This is a genomic window from Tannerella serpentiformis (assembly GCF_003033925.1).
GTDB lineage: Bacteria > Bacteroidota > Bacteroidia > Bacteroidales > Tannerellaceae > Tannerella > Tannerella serpentiformis.
Map to the genome: position 1 here is coordinate 2,712,748 of NZ_CP028365.1, position 18,775 is coordinate 2,731,522.

General features: G+C 57.6%; 17 protein-coding genes and 1 tRNA gene. 12 read left to right on the top strand and 6 right to left on the bottom strand.

The window, feature by feature from the left end:
- Positions 1-24: 24 nt before the first annotated feature.
- Both pheS and nth read left to right on the top strand, forming a co-directional pair.
- Positions 25-1,044: a phenylalanine--tRNA ligase subunit alpha gene (pheS, locus tag C7123_RS11485; protein WP_069175130.1), complete on the top strand. Its 1,020-nt coding sequence runs from the start codon at positions 25-27 to the stop codon at positions 1,042-1,044.
- On the top strand, positions 1,041-1,676 hold the full coding sequence (gene nth / locus C7123_RS11490) for an endonuclease III (protein ID WP_037982398.1): 636 nt from the start codon (positions 1,041-1,043) through the stop codon (positions 1,674-1,676). The genes pheS and nth overlap by 4 nt, the downstream gene beginning before the upstream one ends.
- A 507-nt stretch (positions 1,677-2,183) precedes the next feature.
- Here the strand turns inward: nth and C7123_RS11500 are convergent.
- The 3 genes from C7123_RS11500 to C7123_RS11510 are packed head-to-tail and all read right to left on the bottom strand — an operon-like array spanning position 2,184 to position 4,892.
- A complete protein-coding gene (locus tag C7123_RS11500) occupies positions 2,184-3,299 on the bottom strand; it encodes an endonuclease/exonuclease/phosphatase family protein (protein ID WP_069175131.1) in 1,116 nt (371 codons plus the stop codon).
- Positions 3,296-4,207 carry a rhomboid family protein gene (locus C7123_RS11505; protein ID WP_069175132.1) on the bottom strand — a complete coding sequence of 304 codons (912 nt, stop codon included), beginning with the start codon at positions 4,205-4,207 and terminating at the stop codon, positions 3,296-3,298. The genes C7123_RS11500 and C7123_RS11505 overlap by 4 nt, the downstream gene beginning before the upstream one ends.
- Complete coding sequence (locus C7123_RS11510) at positions 4,188-4,892, bottom strand: rhomboid family intramembrane serine protease (protein WP_083207028.1); 705 nt, start codon at positions 4,890-4,892, stop codon at positions 4,188-4,190. The genes C7123_RS11505 and C7123_RS11510 overlap by 20 nt, the downstream gene beginning before the upstream one ends.
- A 258-nt stretch (positions 4,893-5,150) precedes the next feature.
- Here C7123_RS11510 and C7123_RS11515 point away from each other — a divergent pair, with 258 nt between their 5' ends.
- From C7123_RS11515 to C7123_RS11525, 3 genes are all read left to right on the top strand, one after another.
- Complete coding sequence (locus C7123_RS11515; RefSeq protein WP_037982392.1) at positions 5,151-5,423, top strand: HU family DNA-binding protein; 273 nt, start codon at positions 5,151-5,153, stop codon at positions 5,421-5,423.
- A gap of 637 nt (positions 5,424-6,060) precedes the next feature.
- On the top strand, positions 6,061-8,373 hold the full coding sequence (locus C7123_RS11520; RefSeq protein ID WP_069175134.1) for a patatin-like phospholipase family protein: 2,313 nt from the start codon (positions 6,061-6,063) through the stop codon (positions 8,371-8,373).
- 245 nt (positions 8,374-8,618) lie between these two features.
- Positions 8,619-8,692, top strand: a tRNA-Arg gene (locus C7123_RS11525).
- A gap of 138 nt (positions 8,693-8,830) precedes the next feature.
- Here the strand turns inward: C7123_RS11525 and C7123_RS11530 are convergent.
- From C7123_RS11530 to C7123_RS11540, 3 genes are all read right to left on the bottom strand, one after another.
- Positions 8,831-9,424, bottom strand: a complete 594-nt coding sequence (locus C7123_RS11530) for a YqgE/AlgH family protein (protein ID WP_037984319.1) — start codon at positions 9,422-9,424, stop codon at positions 8,831-8,833.
- A gap of 90 nt (positions 9,425-9,514) precedes the next feature.
- Positions 9,515-10,036 carry a methylated-DNA--[protein]-cysteine S-methyltransferase gene (locus C7123_RS11535; protein ID WP_069175135.1) on the bottom strand — a complete coding sequence of 174 codons (522 nt, stop codon included), beginning with the start codon at positions 10,034-10,036 and terminating at the stop codon, positions 9,515-9,517.
- Between the two features lie 47 nt (positions 10,037-10,083).
- Positions 10,084-11,415: a sensor histidine kinase gene (locus C7123_RS11540; RefSeq protein WP_069175136.1), complete on the bottom strand. Its 1,332-nt coding sequence runs from the start codon at positions 11,413-11,415 to the stop codon at positions 10,084-10,086.
- Positions 11,416-12,072: 657 nt separating this feature from the next.
- Here C7123_RS11540 and C7123_RS11545 point away from each other — a divergent pair.
- From C7123_RS11545 to C7123_RS11575, 7 genes are all read left to right on the top strand, one after another.
- Entirely contained in the window at positions 12,073-13,071 is a 999-nt protein-coding gene (locus tag C7123_RS11545) for a malate dehydrogenase (RefSeq protein ID WP_037984311.1), read from the top strand.
- Positions 13,072-13,246: 175 nt separating this feature from the next.
- Positions 13,247-14,068: a serine O-acetyltransferase EpsC gene (epsC, locus tag C7123_RS11550; protein WP_037982376.1), complete on the top strand. Its 822-nt coding sequence runs from the start codon at positions 13,247-13,249 to the stop codon at positions 14,066-14,068.
- A gap of 2 nt (positions 14,069-14,070) precedes the next feature.
- Positions 14,071-14,997, top strand: a complete 927-nt coding sequence (gene cysK / locus C7123_RS11555) for a cysteine synthase A (protein ID WP_037998597.1) — start codon at positions 14,071-14,073, stop codon at positions 14,995-14,997.
- 74 nt (positions 14,998-15,071) lie between these two features.
- Positions 15,072-16,028, top strand: a complete 957-nt coding sequence (locus C7123_RS11560; protein ID WP_069175137.1) for a DUF5106 domain-containing protein — start codon at positions 15,072-15,074, stop codon at positions 16,026-16,028.
- A 75-nt stretch (positions 16,029-16,103) separates the two neighbouring features.
- On the top strand, positions 16,104-16,673 hold the full coding sequence (locus C7123_RS11565) for a cob(I)yrinic acid a,c-diamide adenosyltransferase (RefSeq protein WP_069175138.1): 570 nt from the start codon (positions 16,104-16,106) through the stop codon (positions 16,671-16,673).
- 747 nt (positions 16,674-17,420) lie between these two features.
- Complete coding sequence (locus C7123_RS11570) at positions 17,421-17,642, top strand: DUF2795 domain-containing protein (protein WP_037976913.1); 222 nt, start codon at positions 17,421-17,423, stop codon at positions 17,640-17,642.
- 126 nt (positions 17,643-17,768) lie between these two features.
- The gene (locus tag C7123_RS11575) at positions 17,769-18,752 is read left to right on the top strand and encodes a PorP/SprF family type IX secretion system membrane protein (RefSeq protein ID WP_069175139.1); all 984 of its coding nucleotides are present in this window, start codon (positions 17,769-17,771) and stop codon (positions 18,750-18,752) included.
- The last annotated feature ends 23 nt before the right edge of the window (positions 18,753-18,775 follow it).

An 18,775-nucleotide genomic window follows, 5' to 3' on the forward strand; every position in this document is an offset into this window, starting at 1 on the left:
CCGCCCTTTACGCATAACAGAATTATGATCGAACGAATCAAAGCACTGCTTGCTGAGGTGGAAAACCTCCAAGCCCAAAACGCCGAAGAACTCGAGGCGTTACGCATCAAATACCTCAGTAAGAAAGGCGAAATCAACGCCCTGATGGGCGACTTCCGCAACGTGGCCGCGGAGAGCAAACGCGAGGTCGGCAAGTACCTTAATGAGCTCAAGGAGTCGGCCCAAAACAAGATCAACGAGCTGAAGGCCTGCTTCGACGCCGCCAACGATAGCACCGACCTGGTCGACCTCACCCGCACGGCTTACCCCATCGCCCTCGGCACCCGCCACCCGCTTTCCATCGTCCGCGGCGAGATCTGCGACATCTTCGCCCGACTCGGTTTCAGCATCGCCGAAGGGCCCGAGGTGGAGGACGACTGGCACGTCTTCTCCGCCCTCAACTTCGCCGAGGATCACCCCGCACGCGACATGCAGGACACCTTCTTCATCCAGCACCACCCCGACGTCTTGCTCCGCACCCACACCTCCTCCGTGCAGGTGCGCGTCATGGAGCGCCAGCAGCCGCCCGTGCGCATCATCTGCCCCGGACGCGTCTATCGCAACGAGGCCGTATCGGCCCGCGCGCACTGCTTCTTCCATCAGGTCGAAGCGCTCTACGTCGACCGCCAAGTCTCCTTTGCCGACCTCAAGCAGGTGCTCCTCTTCTTCGCCCGCGAACTCTTCGGCGCCGGCACCGAGATCCGCCTCAGGCCCTCTTACTTCCCCTTCACCGAACCCTCGGCCGAGATGGACATCACCTGCCACATCTGCGGCGGCAAGGGCTGCAACATCTGCAAGCACACGGGCTGGGTCGAGATCCTCGGCTGCGGCATGGTCGACCCGAACGTGCTCGAGAGCTGCGGCATCGACAGCCACACGCACTCCGGTTTCGCCCTCGGTATGGGCATCGAGCGCATTGCCATGCTCAAGTATCGCATCAACGACATCCGACTCTTCTTCGAGAACGACCTGCGCTTCCTCCGCCAGTTCGCCGTGGCCGAATGACCAAGAAGGAGCGTTACCGCGGCGTCATCGCTTGGTTTGAGGAGCACATGCCGGTGGCCGAAACGGAGCTGCATTACGAGGATCCCTTCCAGTTGCTTGTCGCCGTAATCCTCTCCGCGCAATGCACCGACAAGCGTGTGAACCTCGTCACGCCGGCGCTCTTCGAGGCCTACCCGACGGCCGAAGTGATGGCCGAGGCCACGCCTGAAGCCGTCTTCGAGTACATCCGCAGCGTCTCCTATCCGAACAACAAAGCGAAGCACCTGGTCGGCGCCGCCCGCATGCTGACGACCGACTTCGGCGGGCGCATCCCGGAGAGCGTCGAGGAGCTGATGAAGCTGCCCGGCGTGGGTCGCAAGACGGCCAACGTGGTCACCTCCGTCGTCTTTCATCAAGCACGCATGGCCGTCGATACGCACGTCTTCCGCGTGGCCAATCGCATTGGCCTGACCACGAACAGTCGCACGCCGCTGGCCACCGAAAAAGAGCTTATCCGCCACATCCCCGAACGGCTCATCGCCAAGGCTCACCATTGGCTCATCCTCCACGGGCGTTACGTCTGCACGGCCCGCAAGCCTCATTGCGACACCTGCGGACTCGTCCCCTGGTGCAAGTCGGCCTTCAAGGTGTAAGGCCTTAGAGAAGCCCTCAGAAAAAAGACTGCGCGTAACGGACATAACCTCTCTCAGTGGAGGAGTGCCCGTTGCGCGTAGTCTTTTGTGTTTGTGCTTGTGGGGGAGAATGCCCGGCCCGTAAGTGCGGGGGCTTCTACGATGAGCTTGACGCGAAGAGATCGCCCCCTTCGCCTCCATGCTTCTAACCTTAGAACCGGATCCGATACCCCGGCAGGCGGCCTGCCACCATCGCCAGAGTGTTTGGTAGCTCTGGCAGGCGGCCTGCCAACGTCACCGGAGTCTTTGGTAGCCCTGTCAGGCGGCCTGCCACCATCACCAGAGTCTTTGGTAGCCCTGTCAGGCGGCCTGCCACTGTCACCTGAGTCTTCGATAGTCCCGGCAGGCGGCCTGCCAACGTCACCTGAGTCTTCGATAGTCCCGGCAGGCGGCCTGCCACCATCACCAGAGTCTCCGATAGGTTTGGCAGGCCGCCTGCCAGCCTTTTAAGGGCCTCCGGGGGCGGCGTTAGTTCTGTGATTCCAACTTCAGGATGCACCAGACGGGGTAATGATCCGAAAGGCGGATGCGTGTGTCCACCGTGGCGCTGTAGGCCTTCATGTCCGCCGAGTGGAGGATGTGGTCGATGCGGAAGCGGAAGATGCTGCGGTTGTAACTGATGCCCGGCCCAATGCCCGACTCGGCGTAGGCGTCGCCCAAGGGGCCGCAGACGGTGCGGTAGGTGTAGGAGAGGGGCGTGTCGTTGAAGTCGCCACAGATGATCAGGCTGCCACTGGGCATTTCGCCCACCTCCTCGGCCACGATGCGTGCCTGCTCAGCGCGGATGCGGAAGGCCTGCCCCACCTTGGTGCGGAAGATGTCCTCCACGCGGCTGAGGGTCGAGGCGTTGGCGTTGCGGATAAAATCCGTGTAGCGCGAGCGATCCTCTTGGGTCAGCTTGAAAGACTCGAGGTGGTTGTTGACCACCGTCACACGATGGCCGTTGACGTCGATCTCGTGGATCGTGGAGCCGTTGAAGGTGCTGTCGTAACGCACCTTGCGCGAGCTGAGGATGGGGTATTTGGAGAAGATGGCCAGCCCCGTGGAGTAGTGGTGATAATAGACCAGCGGGCGGTAATAATGGTAGGGATACATGCTCAGCGCGCGGGCCACCTTACCGGCCGTGAGGATGTTTTCGGCGTCGCCCTCGAGGTACTCCTGTAGGCAGACCACGTCAGCGTCTGAGGCGGCGATGTAGCGGATGATCTCGTTCGGATTGTCGGTCGTGTGGTCCTTGTAGCCAAAGCAGCGGACGTTGTAGGTGAGCACTTTGAGCGTGTGCTCCGTCGGCGGTTCAGGGCGGAAGAAATGGAGCGGCGAATAGTATTCGATGGAGCGCCGACAGATGAGTAGCATGACGATCACGACGATCGTAAACGCGCGATCACGTCGCACGAGGCGCACCAGCAGGAGGACGATGTTGAGCAGCAAGATGAGCGGGAAGGCCAGCCCAAGGTAGGTGAAGGCCAGCCCACGCTCCGGGGGGACAAACCCGCCGTAGGCTGAGGCCAGAAAGAGCAGGATGGCGGGGATGTGGATGGCGTTGAGCGTGGTGGCGCCTATGCGTGAGGGTTTCCGTTTCATGGTGTGCGGTCTCCCCCTCCGCCTTGCGCCCGACTGGCGTCGAAGAGCGTCTTTTTCTCGTCGGCCGAGAGGCTCTCGTAGCCCGACCGACGCAGTTTGTCGAGGATCTCGTCGAGCGTATCGGCCTCACGACGCTTACGCTCGCGATAGGCCTCGTCGCTCTCTGCGCGTCCGCCGGGGGTCGCTTTCATCTGCGGCTCGCGCTGCTTCTTGAGGTTGGCCAGACGGTCCAGGATACGGTTGATGGGGGCCGTGAGGTCGCGCCCACGTTGCAGGGCGCTGGCGAAGGTGAAGCCCCAGAGTGCACCGCCGATGTGGGCGATATGTCCACCCGCGTTGCTCGATGTGATCGAAAAGAAGTCGATGGCAAAGACACCCAGCGCCAAGTAAAGGAGCTTGATCTGCCCGATGAACAGGAGGTTGACCGTGTAATCCTTGCGGTAGAACGAGACGGCAAAGACGATGGCCATCACCGAGGCCGAGGCACCCATTAGATAGCTCGTCTGGCCCATGCCGCGGAAGTAGGGGAAGAAGGCGTAAGCGGCCACATAGAGCACAGCCCCAGCGATGCCGCCCGTGAGGTAGACGCCCACCAGCCGACGCCCGTCAAGGAAGAGCAGGAAGATGCGCCCGAAGGTGTACAGCCAGAGCATATTGAAAAGCAGATGGAAGACGTCGACGTGTAGGAACATGTACGTCACCACCGTCCACGGTCGGAGAAGGAGCAGCCCGATGTTCGACGGCGTTTGGAACATGGCCAGCAGCGGTGTGCCCTCTATGTTGAATAGCCGCAGCGCGATGAGTGCCACACGTACGACGACGAACACCCCTACATTGATATATAGCAGCTTCGTGAGCAGGCTTCCGGCCTCGTACGAGCGACGGAGCTTAGTAAGAAACTCGTCCATGGTCTTTGTCTTTCTTACGCCAATAAAGGATCAGGATCAGGCCGAAGAGCATGCCGCCCAAGTGGGCGAAGTGCGCCACATTGTCGTTCGTGAAGTTGGCCACCCCCATGAAGAGTTCGATCAGGCCGTAGATGACCACGAAGTATTTGGCTTTGATGGGGATCGGTACGAACATAACGTAGAGCGGTGCGTTTGGGAAGAGCATTCCGAAGGCCAGCAGCACGCCGAATACAGCCCCTGAGGCGCCGATGGTGACAAGCATGCTCACGCCCGGATCGAGGGCCACCTGCTGCATGATGCTGAGTCCGTTGCCGGCCGCATAGCTGGAGACGGTATAAAGCCACGTCAGCTCCTGCACCAGCGCTGCGCCGACCCCCGTGGCGAGATAGTAGAAGAGGAAGCGCCGCGGCCCCCAAGTCATCTCCAGCACGCGCCCAAACATGAAGACGGCGAACATGTTGAAGAAAAGGTGTCCGATGGAGTGTGTGTCGTGCAGGAACATGTAGGTCAGGGGCTGGAACCAGTGGAAGGTGTGTGTGCCCGGGAAGTGCAGCCCGCCCAGCTCGATGAGGTCGATGCCGAATCGAGGTAAGACTAAACTCGCCAGCCAGCAGAGGGCGTTGATGAGGATCAAGTTCTGCGTGACGGGCGGCATTTGCATCGTATTGGAAAATCTGTTTTGCATCATTGTTTCTATGTACGGGGTTTCTGTTGCGGGGCAAAAATACGGCAAGAAGCTGTTTGCCTTTTGACCCGTGCGGGGTTGTGCAAAAAGGGTGCCCAAACGACTGTCCGGGTGCCGCAGCCACATGCTGCGAAAAAGCAACCCCGAATGTCCATTCTAATTTATGCCTCTATATTTGGCGCCGCAATCCGCGTGAGTATAAACGCATTGATGCTTCTACAGAGTACGATACATTACTATTTTTTTAATTGCAATATTATGAACAAGACAGAATTCATTGACGCCGTATCGGCGAAGGCTGGACTGAGCAAAGCCGACGGGAAAAAGGCTGTGGACGCGATGGTGGAAACCATCCTGAGCGAGATGGAAAAAGGCGAAAAGATCTCGATCCTCGGCTTTGGATCCTTTACCGTCGTGGAGAAATCCGCACGCAAAGGGGTCAACCCTCGGACTAAAGAGGTCATTGAGATCCCCGCTCGCAAGGTCATCAAGTTCAAGCCCGGCGCTGAGTTGGTGAGCTCGGTGAGCTAAAGAGCGATTCTTGTTTCTCCGGATTGGGAAGAAAGGGAAACACAGGCCGTCCGTCCGATCATTCGTGATCCGGCGGCGGCCTTTTTTTGATCCTTATCCGATCGAGGTGTGTGATACGCCCGATCGCACCCTATGGAGGGAGTGTCCGGGGAGCCGTGTTTCTCCTATAAAAGAAGTGAGGCTGGCCCCTGAGGGTTTTGCGCTCCTTGAAAAAAAGAGGGGCTAAACCCTGAGGGTTTTGTGTCACTTGAAATAAAGTAGGGCTAAACCCTGAGGGTTTTGCGCTCCTTGAAAAAAAGTAGGGCTGGCCCCTGAGGGTTTTGCGTCACTTGAAAAAAAGAGGGGCTGAACCCTGAGGGTTTTGCACTACTTGAAATAAAGTAGGGCTGAACCCTGAGGGTTTTGCGCTACTTGAAATAAAGTAGGGCTGGCCCCTGAGGGTTTTGTGTCACTTGAAATAAAGTAGGGCTAAACCCTGAGGGTTCCAGCGCTACCCAGAAAAAAGTAGGGCTGTATGTTAGCGCATACGGGTTCCCCCGAAAATAGATTGACGAGTAAAGGGCTATGGTCGATGGCCCGCTCTATCCAAACTGGCCCGCCACGGGGCCACTGCATACCTATTATATATATGTGTAGAATGAAGAAACTCATGCAGGCCGCCCTGCTTATGCTGGCGGCGCTGACGCCCGTACACAGCGCGGCGCAAGAGCAGACGGTGGGCCTCGTGCTGAGCGGCGGCGGGGCGAAGGGCGCCGCACACTTGGGCGTGATCAAGGCCCTGGAGGAAAACGAAATCCCCATTGACTACATCGCCGGCACGTCTATTGGCGCCATCGTCGGGAGCCTTTACGCCATCGGCTACACGCCCGACGAGATGCTCCGGCTGTTCCTTTCCGACGAGTTTGGATACTGGCAGTCTGGCCGCGTGGAGGACGAGTATGTCTACTATTTCAAGCAGCCCGACCCCTCGCCAGACTTTATGCGCTTCGCCGTCGACCTCTCCGATTCGCTGCAAATCATCCCCAACCTGCTGCCGCAAAGCCTCATCAACCCGATACAGATGAATCAGGCGTTTATGGCCCTCTATGCACCCTCCACGGCGAAGTCGGGCTGGGATTTCGACCACCTTTTCGTGCCCTTCCGCTGCGTCAGCTCCGACATCTATCACAAGAAAGCTGTCGTCTGGCGCAACGGCGATTTGAGCCAGGCGGTGCGCGCCTCGATGACGTTCCCGTTCTTTTTCAAGCCGATTTGGAAAGATGGCGTCCCGCTCTTCGACGGCGGCATCTACAACAACTTCCCCGTGGATGTTATCAAGGCCGAATTTAACCCCGACTTCATCTTCGGCTCCTCCGTGGCCGGTACGCCCAACCCCTCTGCCGACCTTATGAAACAGATCGAGCCGATGGTGATGCGTGGCACGGAATACGACATCTCGGAGGATGACGGTATGATGATTCAGTTCCAATTCCCGGACGTCAACCTGCTCGACTTTCCCCGCGCCAAGGAGCTGATGGATGAGGGCTATCGGCGCACACTGGGGATGATCGACTCCATCCGTCAGCGCGTCACGCGGCGTGTCCCCCTCTCGGAGGTCAACGCCCGGCGCCGCGCCTATCGCGCCAGCTTGCCCAAACTGATGTTCAAGAATATCTACGTCACGGGTGTCACGGGCGCACAGCGGCGCTATGTCGAGGAGCAGCTGCACCGCGATATCAACGGGGAGTTCTCGATGGAGGAGTTCAAGCGCGCCTATTTCAAGATGCTCTCTAATTCGAAGATCAAGGAGATCATTCCGCAGGCGGTGTACAACCGCAAGAACCTCAATTTCGATCTCTATCTCGACGTCCGTATCAATGAGGAGGTGGAGGTGAGCATCGGCGGCAACATCTCCTCGCATCAGGCCAACCAACTCTATCTCGGGCTGAACTATCAGATCCTTTCCGGTAGCGCCATCGACCTGCACGCGGACTTCCAGATGGGTAACCTCTTCAGTGGCATCGCCGTTTCCGGCCGCGCCTACCTGCCTACGGCCCTGCCCACCTACCTCCAGCTTCAAACCGTCTATTCCTATCGGAAGTACATGCAGGGCCAGTCGCTCTTTTACGAAGATCTGCTGCCGGCCTTCATCAAGCAGCGCGAGCGTTACGCCAAGCTCAAGTTCGGGCTGCCCTTTCTCTCCGTAGCGAAGGCCGAGCTGGGCGTCGGCTACGGCCAACTGAGCGACAACTACTATCAGCGCAGCGACGTCTCCTTCTCCGATTCGCCCTTCGACAACAGTCGGCACGACCTCTTTGCGAGTTCACTACGCATCGAGCGAAACTCGCTTAACGCCAAGCAATACCCCACCGGTGGACGCCGCCAGTACCTCCTTGCGCAGTACGTGGCCGGTCGCGAGACCTACTCCCCCTCCGACGCGCCGCACACCCGTGAGCCATACCAAAGCTGGCTCCAGGTCAAAGGCCTCTGGACGGATTACATCCCTCTTAGCCGTCGCTTCCGCCTCGGGCTGATGGGCGAGGCCGTGCTCTCCAGCAAGAATCTGCTGAGCAACTACACCGCCACCGTCCTCCAAGCGCCCGCCTTCACGCCCACGCCTCACAGCAAGATCACCTTCAACGAAGGTTTCCGCGCCAATCAATACGTAGCCATCGGTGTCATGCCCATCGTCACCCTCGGCAAATCGCTCCACCTCCGCTTCGAAGGTTACGGCTTCCTTCCCCTTCACCCCATCCAGCGCACCCTCGCATCCGACGCCTTCACTGGCGAACGCGTACGCTACGGCAAGACCGTCGAAACCTTCCGCTATATGGGTGAGGCCGCTCTGGTACTGAATCTACCGTTCATCTCCGTCAGCCTCTTCGCCAACGGCTACAGCTACCCGAAGAATGACTTCAACGTCGGCCTGAACATAGGCTTCCTACTTTTTAATTCGAGCCTTGTGGAGTGACGCGTTGACGTGGCGACACTTCGCGAAATGAGAAGGTGCTGCTGGTGTTTATCGTTGGGCATCAGCATATTCTTGCCCGCCTCTTTCGCTGCATTAAGCCCTCGGAATAGGTCTCAGCACCCCCTCGTTTCGCCAGGTAAAGGCTTGTTGGAAGCTCTTCGGAGCGAAAAAAATGCATTGCATTATTTGGAGGTTTCGGAAACGAGTTTACCTTTGCGCCCGTTAACGATAAAAGAAAACCCAAAGGCCCCGTGGCTCAACTGAATAGAGCATCTGACTACGGATCAGAAGGTTACAGGTTTGAATCCTGTCGGGGTCACTTTTCATTCCTCCTATAAAATAACTTTCTATTTCAATAGAAATTGATGATGCGTTTATCCGAGCATAGTGATGCCGAATAGACGCATCATTTTTTGCTATCTGATGCTGAAATGTTCGGAGAGAGAGGGTCCGAGAATCAGTTCATCTCCGGATTTTTAGGGTAGTTAATCCACGTACTATACGGGTGGCCTAATCGCTCCACGACATGATTCCAAAACGAATCGTCGCGCGCTAAGATCAAGCTGCGGCAGGAGGAATGTCCCACCAGCCATGAATTGCACACAATCTCGCTATCCAGCTGCTCCTTCGTCCAACCGGAGTACCCCAAGAAAAACTTCACCTGCCCATAGGCCGAATTGTCGCTTTTGAGGTGATGCTTGAGCACTTCAAAGTCGCCATCGAAATACAAATCCTCGCCGATCTCCACACTGCCGGGGATAGCCATGCCCAAAGAGTGGATGAAGAATAAGTGGTTTGGACTGACGGGGCCGCCCAAGTATATGGGGATCACGGGGCGCTCCTTGAGCTCAGGGAAGAAGTCATTGACGATTAAATCAGTTTGCTTGTTCACAACGAAACCCATCGATCCCTCCCCTCCATGCTCGATTAAGAGTACGACAGAGCGCTGAAAGTAGGCGTCCTGCAAGAAGGGTTCGGAGATCAAGATCTTTCCCTTTTCAGGTTTTAGATCGTTGTGTTTGACCTGGAAATTGTCTCTATATGAAATCATGAAAGTCAGTTTTTCTATTGTTTAGGCCGACAATGTAGTGTGTATATTCTGTAAAATCAAAGAGGGAAACGAGATTTTTTCGAAAGGATCTCAACTTTTCTCCAAATCATCGGCGAATAAAGACTGCGAAAGACGGCCTGAGAAGCGCATTTCGAGGTCCAAGAGCGCCCGCTTGATGTCAATTCCTCCCGCGTAACCGACCAGTGTACCATTGGTACCGATCACACGATGGCATGGGGTGACAATCGAGATCGGATTGCAGTGATTGGCCATACCGACGGCTCGGAATCCCCGGGGGCTTCCCACTTCGGCGGCCAGTTGCTTATACGACCAGGTGACGCCGTAGGGAATCCGTCGGAGGGCCGCCCAGACGCGGAGTTGGAAGGGCGTGCCGCGCTCGTCGAGGGGGAGGTCGAAGGTGCGGCGGCAGCCAGCGAAGTATTCGGTGAGCTGCGTGACCGCTCGTTGCAGTAGTGGCGTGACGCGCTCTGTAGCGTCGGGTGGGAGGGGGAGCGGATCGTCGGTGACGAAGTCGATCTGGGAGATGCCGCGCCCGCTGTCGACGATAAGCAGGGGGCGGAGGGGCATAGGATGGACGAGGTAGTGAATCATAAGAAGGAGGATTGAGGAATGAATGAGGTTGCGAGAGGAAATGAGGCTCAGGGGAAGCGAAGCAGGAAGGTGGTCAGGCCGTCGGACGAGGGGCGTTTGAGGGAGATGGCGCCGCCGGAGAGGCGCATGATCTGGCGCGCCACGGAGAGGCCGATGCCCGAGCCTCCGCTTTTGGTCGTGAAGAAGGGCGTAAAGATGTGTTCGGCCACGTCGGGCGGGATGGGCGCACCGTTGTCCGAGACCTCGATCTCGACGGAATCGTCCGCACGGCAGGCGGCGACGATGCGAATACGGCCGTCTGAGCGGTCGGCCCCGATCGCTTGCACGGCATTCCTTAACAAATTGAGCATAACCTGGCTAATCAGATTTTCATCTGCATAGAGGATGAGGTCGTCAGGGCGAATGTCAATGTCGACTGCGATATGTGGGCTGCCATCCGTGGTGCCGACAACGTCGGGGAGGGCCAACCGCAACGTGCGATCTAAAAATCGGCGCACATAGAAGAGCGTCGGCTGCGGGGCAGGGATGCGGGTTAGGCGGCGGTACGACTCCACGAAACTCATCAATCCCTTGCCCGTTTCAGAGATCGTCTCGAGGCCCGCGCGCAGTTCGCTGTCAGTTGGGCCAAAACGCTCTCGGAGTGTGTCGCTGACAGAGGCGATGGGAGTGACGGCATTCATGATCTCATGCGTGAGGATGCGTGTGAGGCGCACCCAAGTCTCCACCTCGGTATCCTCCATTTCACCGCGAATGTCGTTGATAGCCGCTAGCAGGGCGCTGCGCCCACGCAAGACAGTCTTAGAGACATGGACCGAAAGACGCACTCCACCGCGCTCGTTACTAAAGGCCATGTCATAATGTTCACCAGCGCGGAGGTTAGCGAAGCCTTCCGCTAGGCTGTGATCGATACGTTCCAGCTGTCGAACATGTGTAAAGAGCGGTAGCCCCAGCAGCCGGAGAGCCTCCTCATTGCATTGTAAGACAAACCCTTTCTCGTCGACCACTACGATGCCGGTACCCGCAGCCCGCAGGATGGTCTCGTAATATCGTTCCCGCTCCATCGTGTCAGCTTTAGCCTGCAGCAGAATACCAAGCATGCGATTCAGCGATTCGTTGAGCAACGTCTCGTCCAGTGACTGGCGACGGGTGGAAAAGTGGAACGTTAGGTCGTCATTATCGACAGCATCAAACATAAAGGCAATCTTACGGAGATTGCGCCGGTAGAGAGCCGCCGTATGGACAGCGGCGATGAGACTCACCGTCGCACACAGTGCACCCGCCAGCCACTGTCGGTTGGCCATCAGCACTGCAGTAGTGGCCGTGACAGCCATCAGCAGACAGAGGCGAAAGGTAAAGCTGTCAGACAGATGTCGATGCATATAAATAGGTATAGAAAGGCGCAAAAGTAGCCGCGCCGGAAGATTCCTTGGGTGGAGCGAAGGCAAATTTCTTCAGAATAAGTCTCACCCCCGCCCTTCATCTCCTATTGACTCATTCATTGAGCGATTCTGGATTGAATAACCCGCCATTGCTTCGATCAATATCAACTTGTAAGTATTGTGATTTGCTATTGCTTCAGACAGCATTAACTCTTTAGCTTATTAGCTATTATTGATTCGGATCACATTAACCCGCAACCTTATGAGCTATGATTGCTTCAGACGATATTAACTCATAACTTTATGATCAACTATTTGTGTGTGAAATATCAGATCGAAACCTTGAGAGTTGCTGTTGTCTCGGACAATGGTAGCTCATAAAATTTGGACTTACTGTTTTATCGCATAATGTTAGGTCCAAACATTAGGAGTTACCATTGTCCGAGACAACGTTAGCTCAGAATCTTAGGGGTTGCTATTGTTTCGATCATTGAGAGATGGGATATTCACGTTTTTCTGGGTGAAAAGCCCTGTGGCAGATTCGCCCTCAGGGTGAAATTGATTACGGAAATATTTCCGTATTTCCGAATCTCTTCTACTTTTGCCGCCGTTGCGAACAAGATTTTCCTCTGTTTACTCACCTAAACGATATATTCTATGGAATTTTTGACGAACGAAAAATTGACAATCGTTGGTGCCGGTGGCATGATCGGCTCCAACATGGCACAAACTGCGGCGATGATGCGCCTGACGCCCAACATCTGCCTGCAAGACGTGTATGAACCTGCGCTGCAAGGCGTGTATGAAGAGATGCGCCACTGCGGTTTTGAGGGAATGAACTTCACGTACACGACCGATTCCGCTGAAGCGCTGAAGGACGCCAAGTATGTAATCTCCTCTGGCGGCGCTGCCCGCAAGGCCGGCATGACGCGCGAAGACCTCCTCAAGGGCAACGCGCAGGTGGCCGAGCAGCTGGGCAAAGACATCAAGGCTTACTGCCCCGATTGTAAGCACGTAGTCATCATCTTCAACCCCGCTGACATCACGGGCCTCATCACCCTGATCTACTCCGGCCTGAAGCCCTCGCAGGTGACCACCCTAGCCGCCCTCGACTCTACCCGCTTGCAGAGCGAGCTGGCCAAATATTTCAAACTGCCGCAGAGCGCCGTAACGGGCTGCAGCACATTCGGTGGACACGGTGAGCAGATGGCCGTTTTTGCATCCACAGCTAAGGTGGACGGCACCCCGCTGACCGACCTGATCGGTACCCCGAAACTTCCCGCTGAAGAATGGGCGGCACTGCAGCAGCGCGTCATCAAAGGCGGCGCCAACATCATCAACCTCCGCGGTCGCTCCTCGTTCCAGAGCCCGGCCTACGTGTCGGTAGAGATGATCCGCGCAGCCATGGGCGGCGAGACGTTCCGCTGGCCAGCTGGCACGTACGTTTCGACCGACGAGTTCCACCACATTATGATGGCTATGCCGGTGGAGATTACCAAGGACGGCTGCGCCTACCGCAAGGTGGAGGGCACCCCGTCGGAGATGGCAGATCTAGCCAAGAGCTACGAGCACCTCTGCGCTATGCGTGACGAAGTGATCGGCCTCGGCGTACTGCCTCCGGTGGCTGAGTGGAGCAAGGTGAATCCGAACCTCTAAGCCCCTCTCGTAACCTATCGCTTGATCTCTTTTAAGTGCATTTGTTCTCAAAGTGACGAAAGGGTGGAGCTCCCCGCAAGGGTTCCACCCTTTCTCTGTGTTTAGACGATAGGAGCTACGTCCTACATCCTCTAACCCTTTCCTACTCCCCCCAACAATTCCCCCCTTTCTCCCCATGCTTCGAAAGATATTTGAACTGATCGACGATTTCGCCCCGCAACCGATCAGGATCCCGCTCGACAAAAGCGAATTGGAGACGATCGCCCGCTCGCTCTTCACGTGGATGTTCCCCGTGTGCGACGAGTTGAAGATGATCAACGTGCGCAGTGGTCTAATGGACGCAGCCATCAAGCTGCACGCCAACATTGCCCGCCTGATCGGCAATCCGGAGGCCGAAGAGAAGACCGAGGCCTTTTTCAGCCGCCTCAGCGGTGTGCGCGAACGGCTCTACAAAGACGCTGCCTGCTACCTGCGCAACGACCCCGCCGCCAAGTCGCTCGAGGAAGTCATCATCTCCTATCCCGGCTTCTTCGCCCTCAGCATTCACCGCATCGCCCATGAGCTCTACACGCTCGGCGTACCCCTCATCCCGCGCATCTTCTCCGAATACGCCCACTCCAAGGTCGGCATCGACATCCATCCCGGCGCCACGATTGGCAAGAACCTCTTCATGGATCACGGCACAGGCATCGTCATCGGCGAGACGACCGAGATCGGCAACAACGTCAAGATCTATCAGGGCGTCACGCTCGGCGCCATCTACTTAGAGAAGAAGCTCTCCGAGGTCAAGCGTCACCCGACGGTGGAGGACAACGTGGTCATCTATTCCGGGGCCACCATCCTCGGTGGATCGACCGTCATCGGCCACGATTCGACCATCGGCGGTGGGGCTTGGCTGACGCATAGCGTGATCCCCTATTCGCTCGTGTACAATAAGGTCGACGTGAAGGTCAAGACCGTGAAGGGCTTCGAAGAACCGATCAATTACTCCATCTAAAGATGAAAGCAGACAACATTTTAGGACTTATCGGAGGCACGCCACACGTTCGGTTGGGACGACTCTTCCCCGACCACGAGGTGTGGATGAAGCTGGAGCGACAGAACCCCGCGGGCAGCATCAAGGATCGTATCGCGCTGGCCATGATCGAGGATGCCGAGCAGCAGGGAATGATTCGCCCGGGCGCCACGCTGATCGAGGCTACGTCTGGCAACACCGGCGTGGGACTGGCCTTTGTGGCCGCCGTGAAAGGCTATCGGCTGATCATCGTCATGCCCGAATCGATGTCTGTCGAGCGTCGGCGACTGATGCAGAGCTACGGCGCTCGGCTGGAGCTGACGCCGCGCGAGAAGGGCATGAAGGGCGCCATTGAACGGGCCAAGGCCCTACTCGCCGAGATCGACGGATCGTGGATGCCGCGCCAGTTCGTGAACCCATCGAACCCTGAGGTGCACGCCCGTACGACGGCGCGCGAGATCATGGACGACTTTCCCGAGGGCTTCGACTATTTCGTCACCGGTATTGGCACCGGTGGCCACATCTCGGGCGTGGGGCGTGAGCTGAAGCGCGTCTTCCCCAGTGTGCAGATCGTGGGCGTAGAGCCGGCTGATTCGTCCGTGCTGACCGGAGGATGCGCCGGCGCACACCCCATCCAAGGTATCGGGCCGGGCTTTGTGCCTGAGACGCTCGACCGCAACGTGATCGACCGCGTGACGGCCATCACTGGGCCGGACGCTTTCCGGTTTGCCCGCCGACTGGCGCGTGAGGAGGGCATCCTCTGCGGCATCTCCACCGGTGCGTCGCTGGCTGCCGTGGAGCGTGTGCTGGCTGGATCGGGTGTGTCGAAACGCGTCCTGACTTTCGGCCTCGACACCGGCGAACGCTACCTATCGGTCGAAGGACTGTTCACAAACAAGGTCAGACACTAAGGCACGCCCATAGAAGTACCCGGCCAAACTCCACGGCCTCGGCTGAGGCCTCCATCACTCACCTAACGATAAAGATGAAAAGACAACTCCTTGCTGCATGCTGCGCCATCATTGCGCTGACCGTCGGATGCAGCCCGACGAAACGAGCGGACGACGCTCCGCACACCTTCACGCCCGCCGCTGTCCCCGCTGAATATCGCCAACCTCAGGCCCGCGCCGCCTACCTGGCCATGCACTATTGGGACGGTTTCGACTTCCGCGACACAGCCTTCGTGGGTTCTGCCGCCAGCGTCACCGAAAACGCCCTGACGGACTATTTCAACGCCGTCTTCCCCAACGTCCCGTACGACGTGGCCGCCGCCGGCATCCGCAACCTGCTCGACCGTGCCGTCACGAATCGCGCCATGTACGCCTTCTTCACCTCCAAGATGGAGCAGTACCTCTTCAACCCGGCCTCGCCCATGCGCAACGAGGAGTATTTCATTCCCACGCTGCAACACATGCTGGCCACCGACAGCCTCGACCGCTACCGTAAGGCCCGGGCGCAGGCCATGCTCGAGGAGGTCGTGAAGAACCGCCCCGGCACACCCGCTGCGGACATTCATTATGCCACCGCAAGCGGCGGAACCGGCTCGCTCTACGCCCTGAAGACGGACTTTGTGCTCATCTTCTTCCACAACCTCGACTGCGGCAACTGCCGCCAGCTGGCCGCCGCCATCAGCGCCTCGCCCATCGTCAGCGAGCTGATGAAACGCGGTCGACTGACCGTCTTGGCCATCTATCCGGACATGGCGGCCGACATGTGGCGCCAGTATCTGCCGCAGATGCCTTCCGCCTGGACGCACGGCTACGACCGCGATCTGGAGATCGCCAACAACCACACCTACATCCTGCGTGTGTTGCCCGCGCTCTACCTCGTCGACCGCGACCACCGCGTGGTGATGAAAGACGCCGCCTTCCCCTACGTCGAGCAATACTTGGCCAATATCCTCAACCCGCCCTCCCTCATGCAGCCGCGCGCTGCGCAATGAATCGGTGCGCCCGTACCTATTATTATAGGTGGGGCGCATCCCCCATCAACCATCCTCTCAAAAAAACAAAACGAAATGAAGAAAAGCATCATCTACACCGGCGGTGGCGACAAAGGCACCACCGCACTCGTGGGCGGCTTTCGCGTGCCCAAAACCCATCCGCGGCTCGAAGCCTATGGCACCATCGACGAGCTCAATTCGCACATCGGCCTGCTCATGGCCGACGTTGACGACCCCGAGACGCTCGACACGCTCCGCTTCGTGCAACACAAACTCTTCACCGTCGGCTCCTATCTGGCCACCGACCCCACCAAGACCGACTTCCGGATCGAGAGTCGCGTCACACCCGAGGCCATCCAACGCATCGAGTCGGCCATCGACCGCATCGACGGCCAGCTGCCCCGCCTGAACGCCTTCGTGCTGCCCGGTGGCAACCGCGCCTCGGCTCAGGCGCACGTTTGCCGCACCGTCTGCCGCCGCGCCGAGCGTTGCATCTATCGACTGACCGAGACCGGCGCTGAGGTCGAGGAGCCCGTCCTCATCTTCATGAACCGCCTTTCGGATTTGCTCTTCGTCATCGGTCGCAACGAGTGCGTCCGCCGTGGCGACGACGAAATCATCTGGGACAGCAAGGAAGGCGCCTGAGGCGGCGGGATCAACTGTCGATCGCCTTCCCCCGTCCCGCGGCGGGACGGCGTCTCAATGGTCATTTGGGTCTCGTCCCGTGGCGGGACGGCGTCTCAATGGTCATTTGGGTCTCGTCCCGTGGCGGGACGGCGTCTCAATGGCCATTTTGGTCTCGTCATGCGGCATGATGGCGTCTCAATGGCCATTTTGGTCTCATCCCGTGGCGGGATGGCGTCTCAACGGCCATTTTGGTCTCGTCATGCGGCATGATGGCGTCTCAATGGCCATTTTGGTCTCGTCATGCGACATGACGGCGTCTCAATGGCCATTTTGGCCTCGTCATGCGACATGACGGCGTCTCAATGGCCATTTTGGCCTCGTCATGCGGCATGATGGCGTCTCAACGGCCATTTTGGTCTCGTCATGCGACATGATGGCGTCTCAATGGCCATTTTGGCCTCGTCATGCGACATGATGGCGTCTCAATGGCCATTTTGGTCTCGTCATGCGGCATGATGGCGTCTCAATGGCCATTTTGGTCTCGTCATGCGGCATGACAGCGTCTCAATGGCCATTTTGGCCTCGTCATGCGACATGATGACAGGGACGCATCCGGCATTTTTCGCTTTTCGTTTTCCATTCCTCGCTTATGGCTTGCAAGTGATTATATTAAGTCTACTTTTGCGCGCCTTTCACGTGGGGGCACTTCGCCTGCACGGAGAGAAGGATAAATGACAATCTAAACAGTATAAAAAAGGAGACTTCATGTATTGGACATTAGAGTTGGCTTCCAAACTGGAAGATGCCCCTTGGCCTGCCTCCAAGGACGAGTTGATTGACTACGCGCAACGTTCCGGCGCCCCGCTCGAGGTGATCGAGAACCTGCAAGAAATGGAGGATGAAGGCGAGGTCTACGAAAGCATAGAGGACATATGGCCGGATTACCCCAGTAAGGAAGATTTCTTCTTCAACGAAGAGGAATATTGAAACCGAGAGAAAATGATGGAGCTGCAGGCCAATGCGCGCTTGCAGCTCTTTTTTCGTTTGTTCGGATACAATTTTACCCGCCTGTGATGAGTTGTATTATACGCATCCCCCCCGTGTAGGTTGAGAATGAAGAATTATCGTTTTTGGACACTCTGGCTTAACCTCCTGCTGTGTGCGACGGTCGTCGTGGCGCAGACGGACGCCCCGCTGAACCATTATTTCACGGCCATGACGGCCTACAACCCCGCCGCGGTGGGAATGCAAAGCGAGATCAAGGCCACGGCCCTCTACCGCCTGCAATGGGTCGGGCTGGACGAGGGCGCACCCAAATCCATCTTCGTAGCTGCCGATATGCCTTATCGCTTCCGAGAGACGCAAAACGGCGTCGGCATCATCCTCTTCAACGACGACAAAAGCACCCTCTATAAAGATATGTACGCCGCTGCGCAGCTGGCTCACAAGCGACGCCTCGGCAAGGGCACACTCAGCATCGGCCTGCAAGTGGGCATGATTAATAGCACCTATCAAGGCTCCAAAGCGCGTCCCGTACCCGAAGGTGCGGACGGAAGTGCGGACCATGCGTCCGAGGACGACGCCATCCCTAAGGAAGACCTTACGGCCAAGGGCCTCGACCTGGCCGCCGGAGTGATGTACTCCACCGACAGATACTACATCGGCCTGGCCTCGACCCATCTCACGGCCCCCACACTGCAGCTGAACGACAACTTCGGACGTAAGGTGATGCGCGAATACAATTTGATGGCAGGATACAATATCGCTCTGCGCAACCCGTTGGTGGAATTGCGTCCGTCGCTGCTGGTGCGGTCTGATCTGCACATGTCAGTCGGCGACGTGACCCTCAGAGCCATTTATAAGAAGATGTTCAACGGGGGGCTCGGCGTGCGTGTCACGGACAGCGGTACGACAAATGGCATCCTCTATCTGGGCGCCGACATTGCCGGCTTTCGCGTCAGCTACGCGTATGAATATCCCTTTTCAGCGCTCTCCCGAACGACCTTCGGCAGTCACGAAGCCGTCGTCACCTATCGCCTGCAGCTGAACCTGCCCAAGGGGGGGCGAAACAGGCACAAGAGCATCAGAATATTGTAAGACAGAGAATATAGACACATAGA

Excerpts from the sequence above, each read along its gene's own strand:
- pheS (WP_069175130.1), top strand. The coding sequence starts at position 25 with ATGATCGAACGAATCAAAGCACTGCTTGCTGAGGTGGAAAACCTCCAA.
- nth (WP_037982398.1), top strand. The coding sequence starts at position 1,041 with ATGACCAAGAAGGAGCGTTACCGCGGCGTCATCGCTTGGTTTGAGGAG.
- C7123_RS11500 (WP_069175131.1), bottom strand. The coding sequence starts at position 3,299 with ATGAAACGGAAACCCTCACGCATAGGCGCCACCACGCTCAACGCCATC.
- C7123_RS11505 (WP_069175132.1), bottom strand. The coding sequence starts at position 4,207 with ATGGACGAGTTTCTTACTAAGCTCCGTCGCTCGTACGAGGCCGGAAGC.
- C7123_RS11510 (WP_083207028.1), bottom strand. The coding sequence starts at position 4,892 with ATGCAAAACAGATTTTCCAATACGATGCAAATGCCGCCCGTCACGCAG.
- C7123_RS11515 (WP_037982392.1), top strand. The coding sequence starts at position 5,151 with ATGAACAAGACAGAATTCATTGACGCCGTATCGGCGAAGGCTGGACTG.
- C7123_RS11520 (WP_069175134.1), top strand. The coding sequence starts at position 6,061 with ATGAAGAAACTCATGCAGGCCGCCCTGCTTATGCTGGCGGCGCTGACG.
- C7123_RS11530 (WP_037984319.1), bottom strand. The coding sequence starts at position 9,424 with ATGATTTCATATAGAGACAATTTCCAGGTCAAACACAACGATCTAAAA.
- C7123_RS11535 (WP_069175135.1), bottom strand. The coding sequence starts at position 10,036 with ATGATTCACTACCTCGTCCATCCTATGCCCCTCCGCCCCCTGCTTATC.
- C7123_RS11540 (WP_069175136.1), bottom strand. The coding sequence starts at position 11,415 with ATGCATCGACATCTGTCTGACAGCTTTACCTTTCGCCTCTGTCTGCTG.
- C7123_RS11545 (WP_037984311.1), top strand. The coding sequence starts at position 12,073 with ATGGAATTTTTGACGAACGAAAAATTGACAATCGTTGGTGCCGGTGGC.
- epsC (WP_037982376.1), top strand. The coding sequence starts at position 13,247 with ATGCTTCGAAAGATATTTGAACTGATCGACGATTTCGCCCCGCAACCG.
- cysK (WP_037998597.1), top strand. The coding sequence starts at position 14,071 with ATGAAAGCAGACAACATTTTAGGACTTATCGGAGGCACGCCACACGTT.
- C7123_RS11560 (WP_069175137.1), top strand. The coding sequence starts at position 15,072 with ATGAAAAGACAACTCCTTGCTGCATGCTGCGCCATCATTGCGCTGACC.
- C7123_RS11565 (WP_069175138.1), top strand. The coding sequence starts at position 16,104 with ATGAAGAAAAGCATCATCTACACCGGCGGTGGCGACAAAGGCACCACC.
- C7123_RS11570 (WP_037976913.1), top strand. The coding sequence starts at position 17,421 with ATGTATTGGACATTAGAGTTGGCTTCCAAACTGGAAGATGCCCCTTGG.
- C7123_RS11575 (WP_069175139.1), top strand. The coding sequence starts at position 17,769 with ATGAAGAATTATCGTTTTTGGACACTCTGGCTTAACCTCCTGCTGTGT.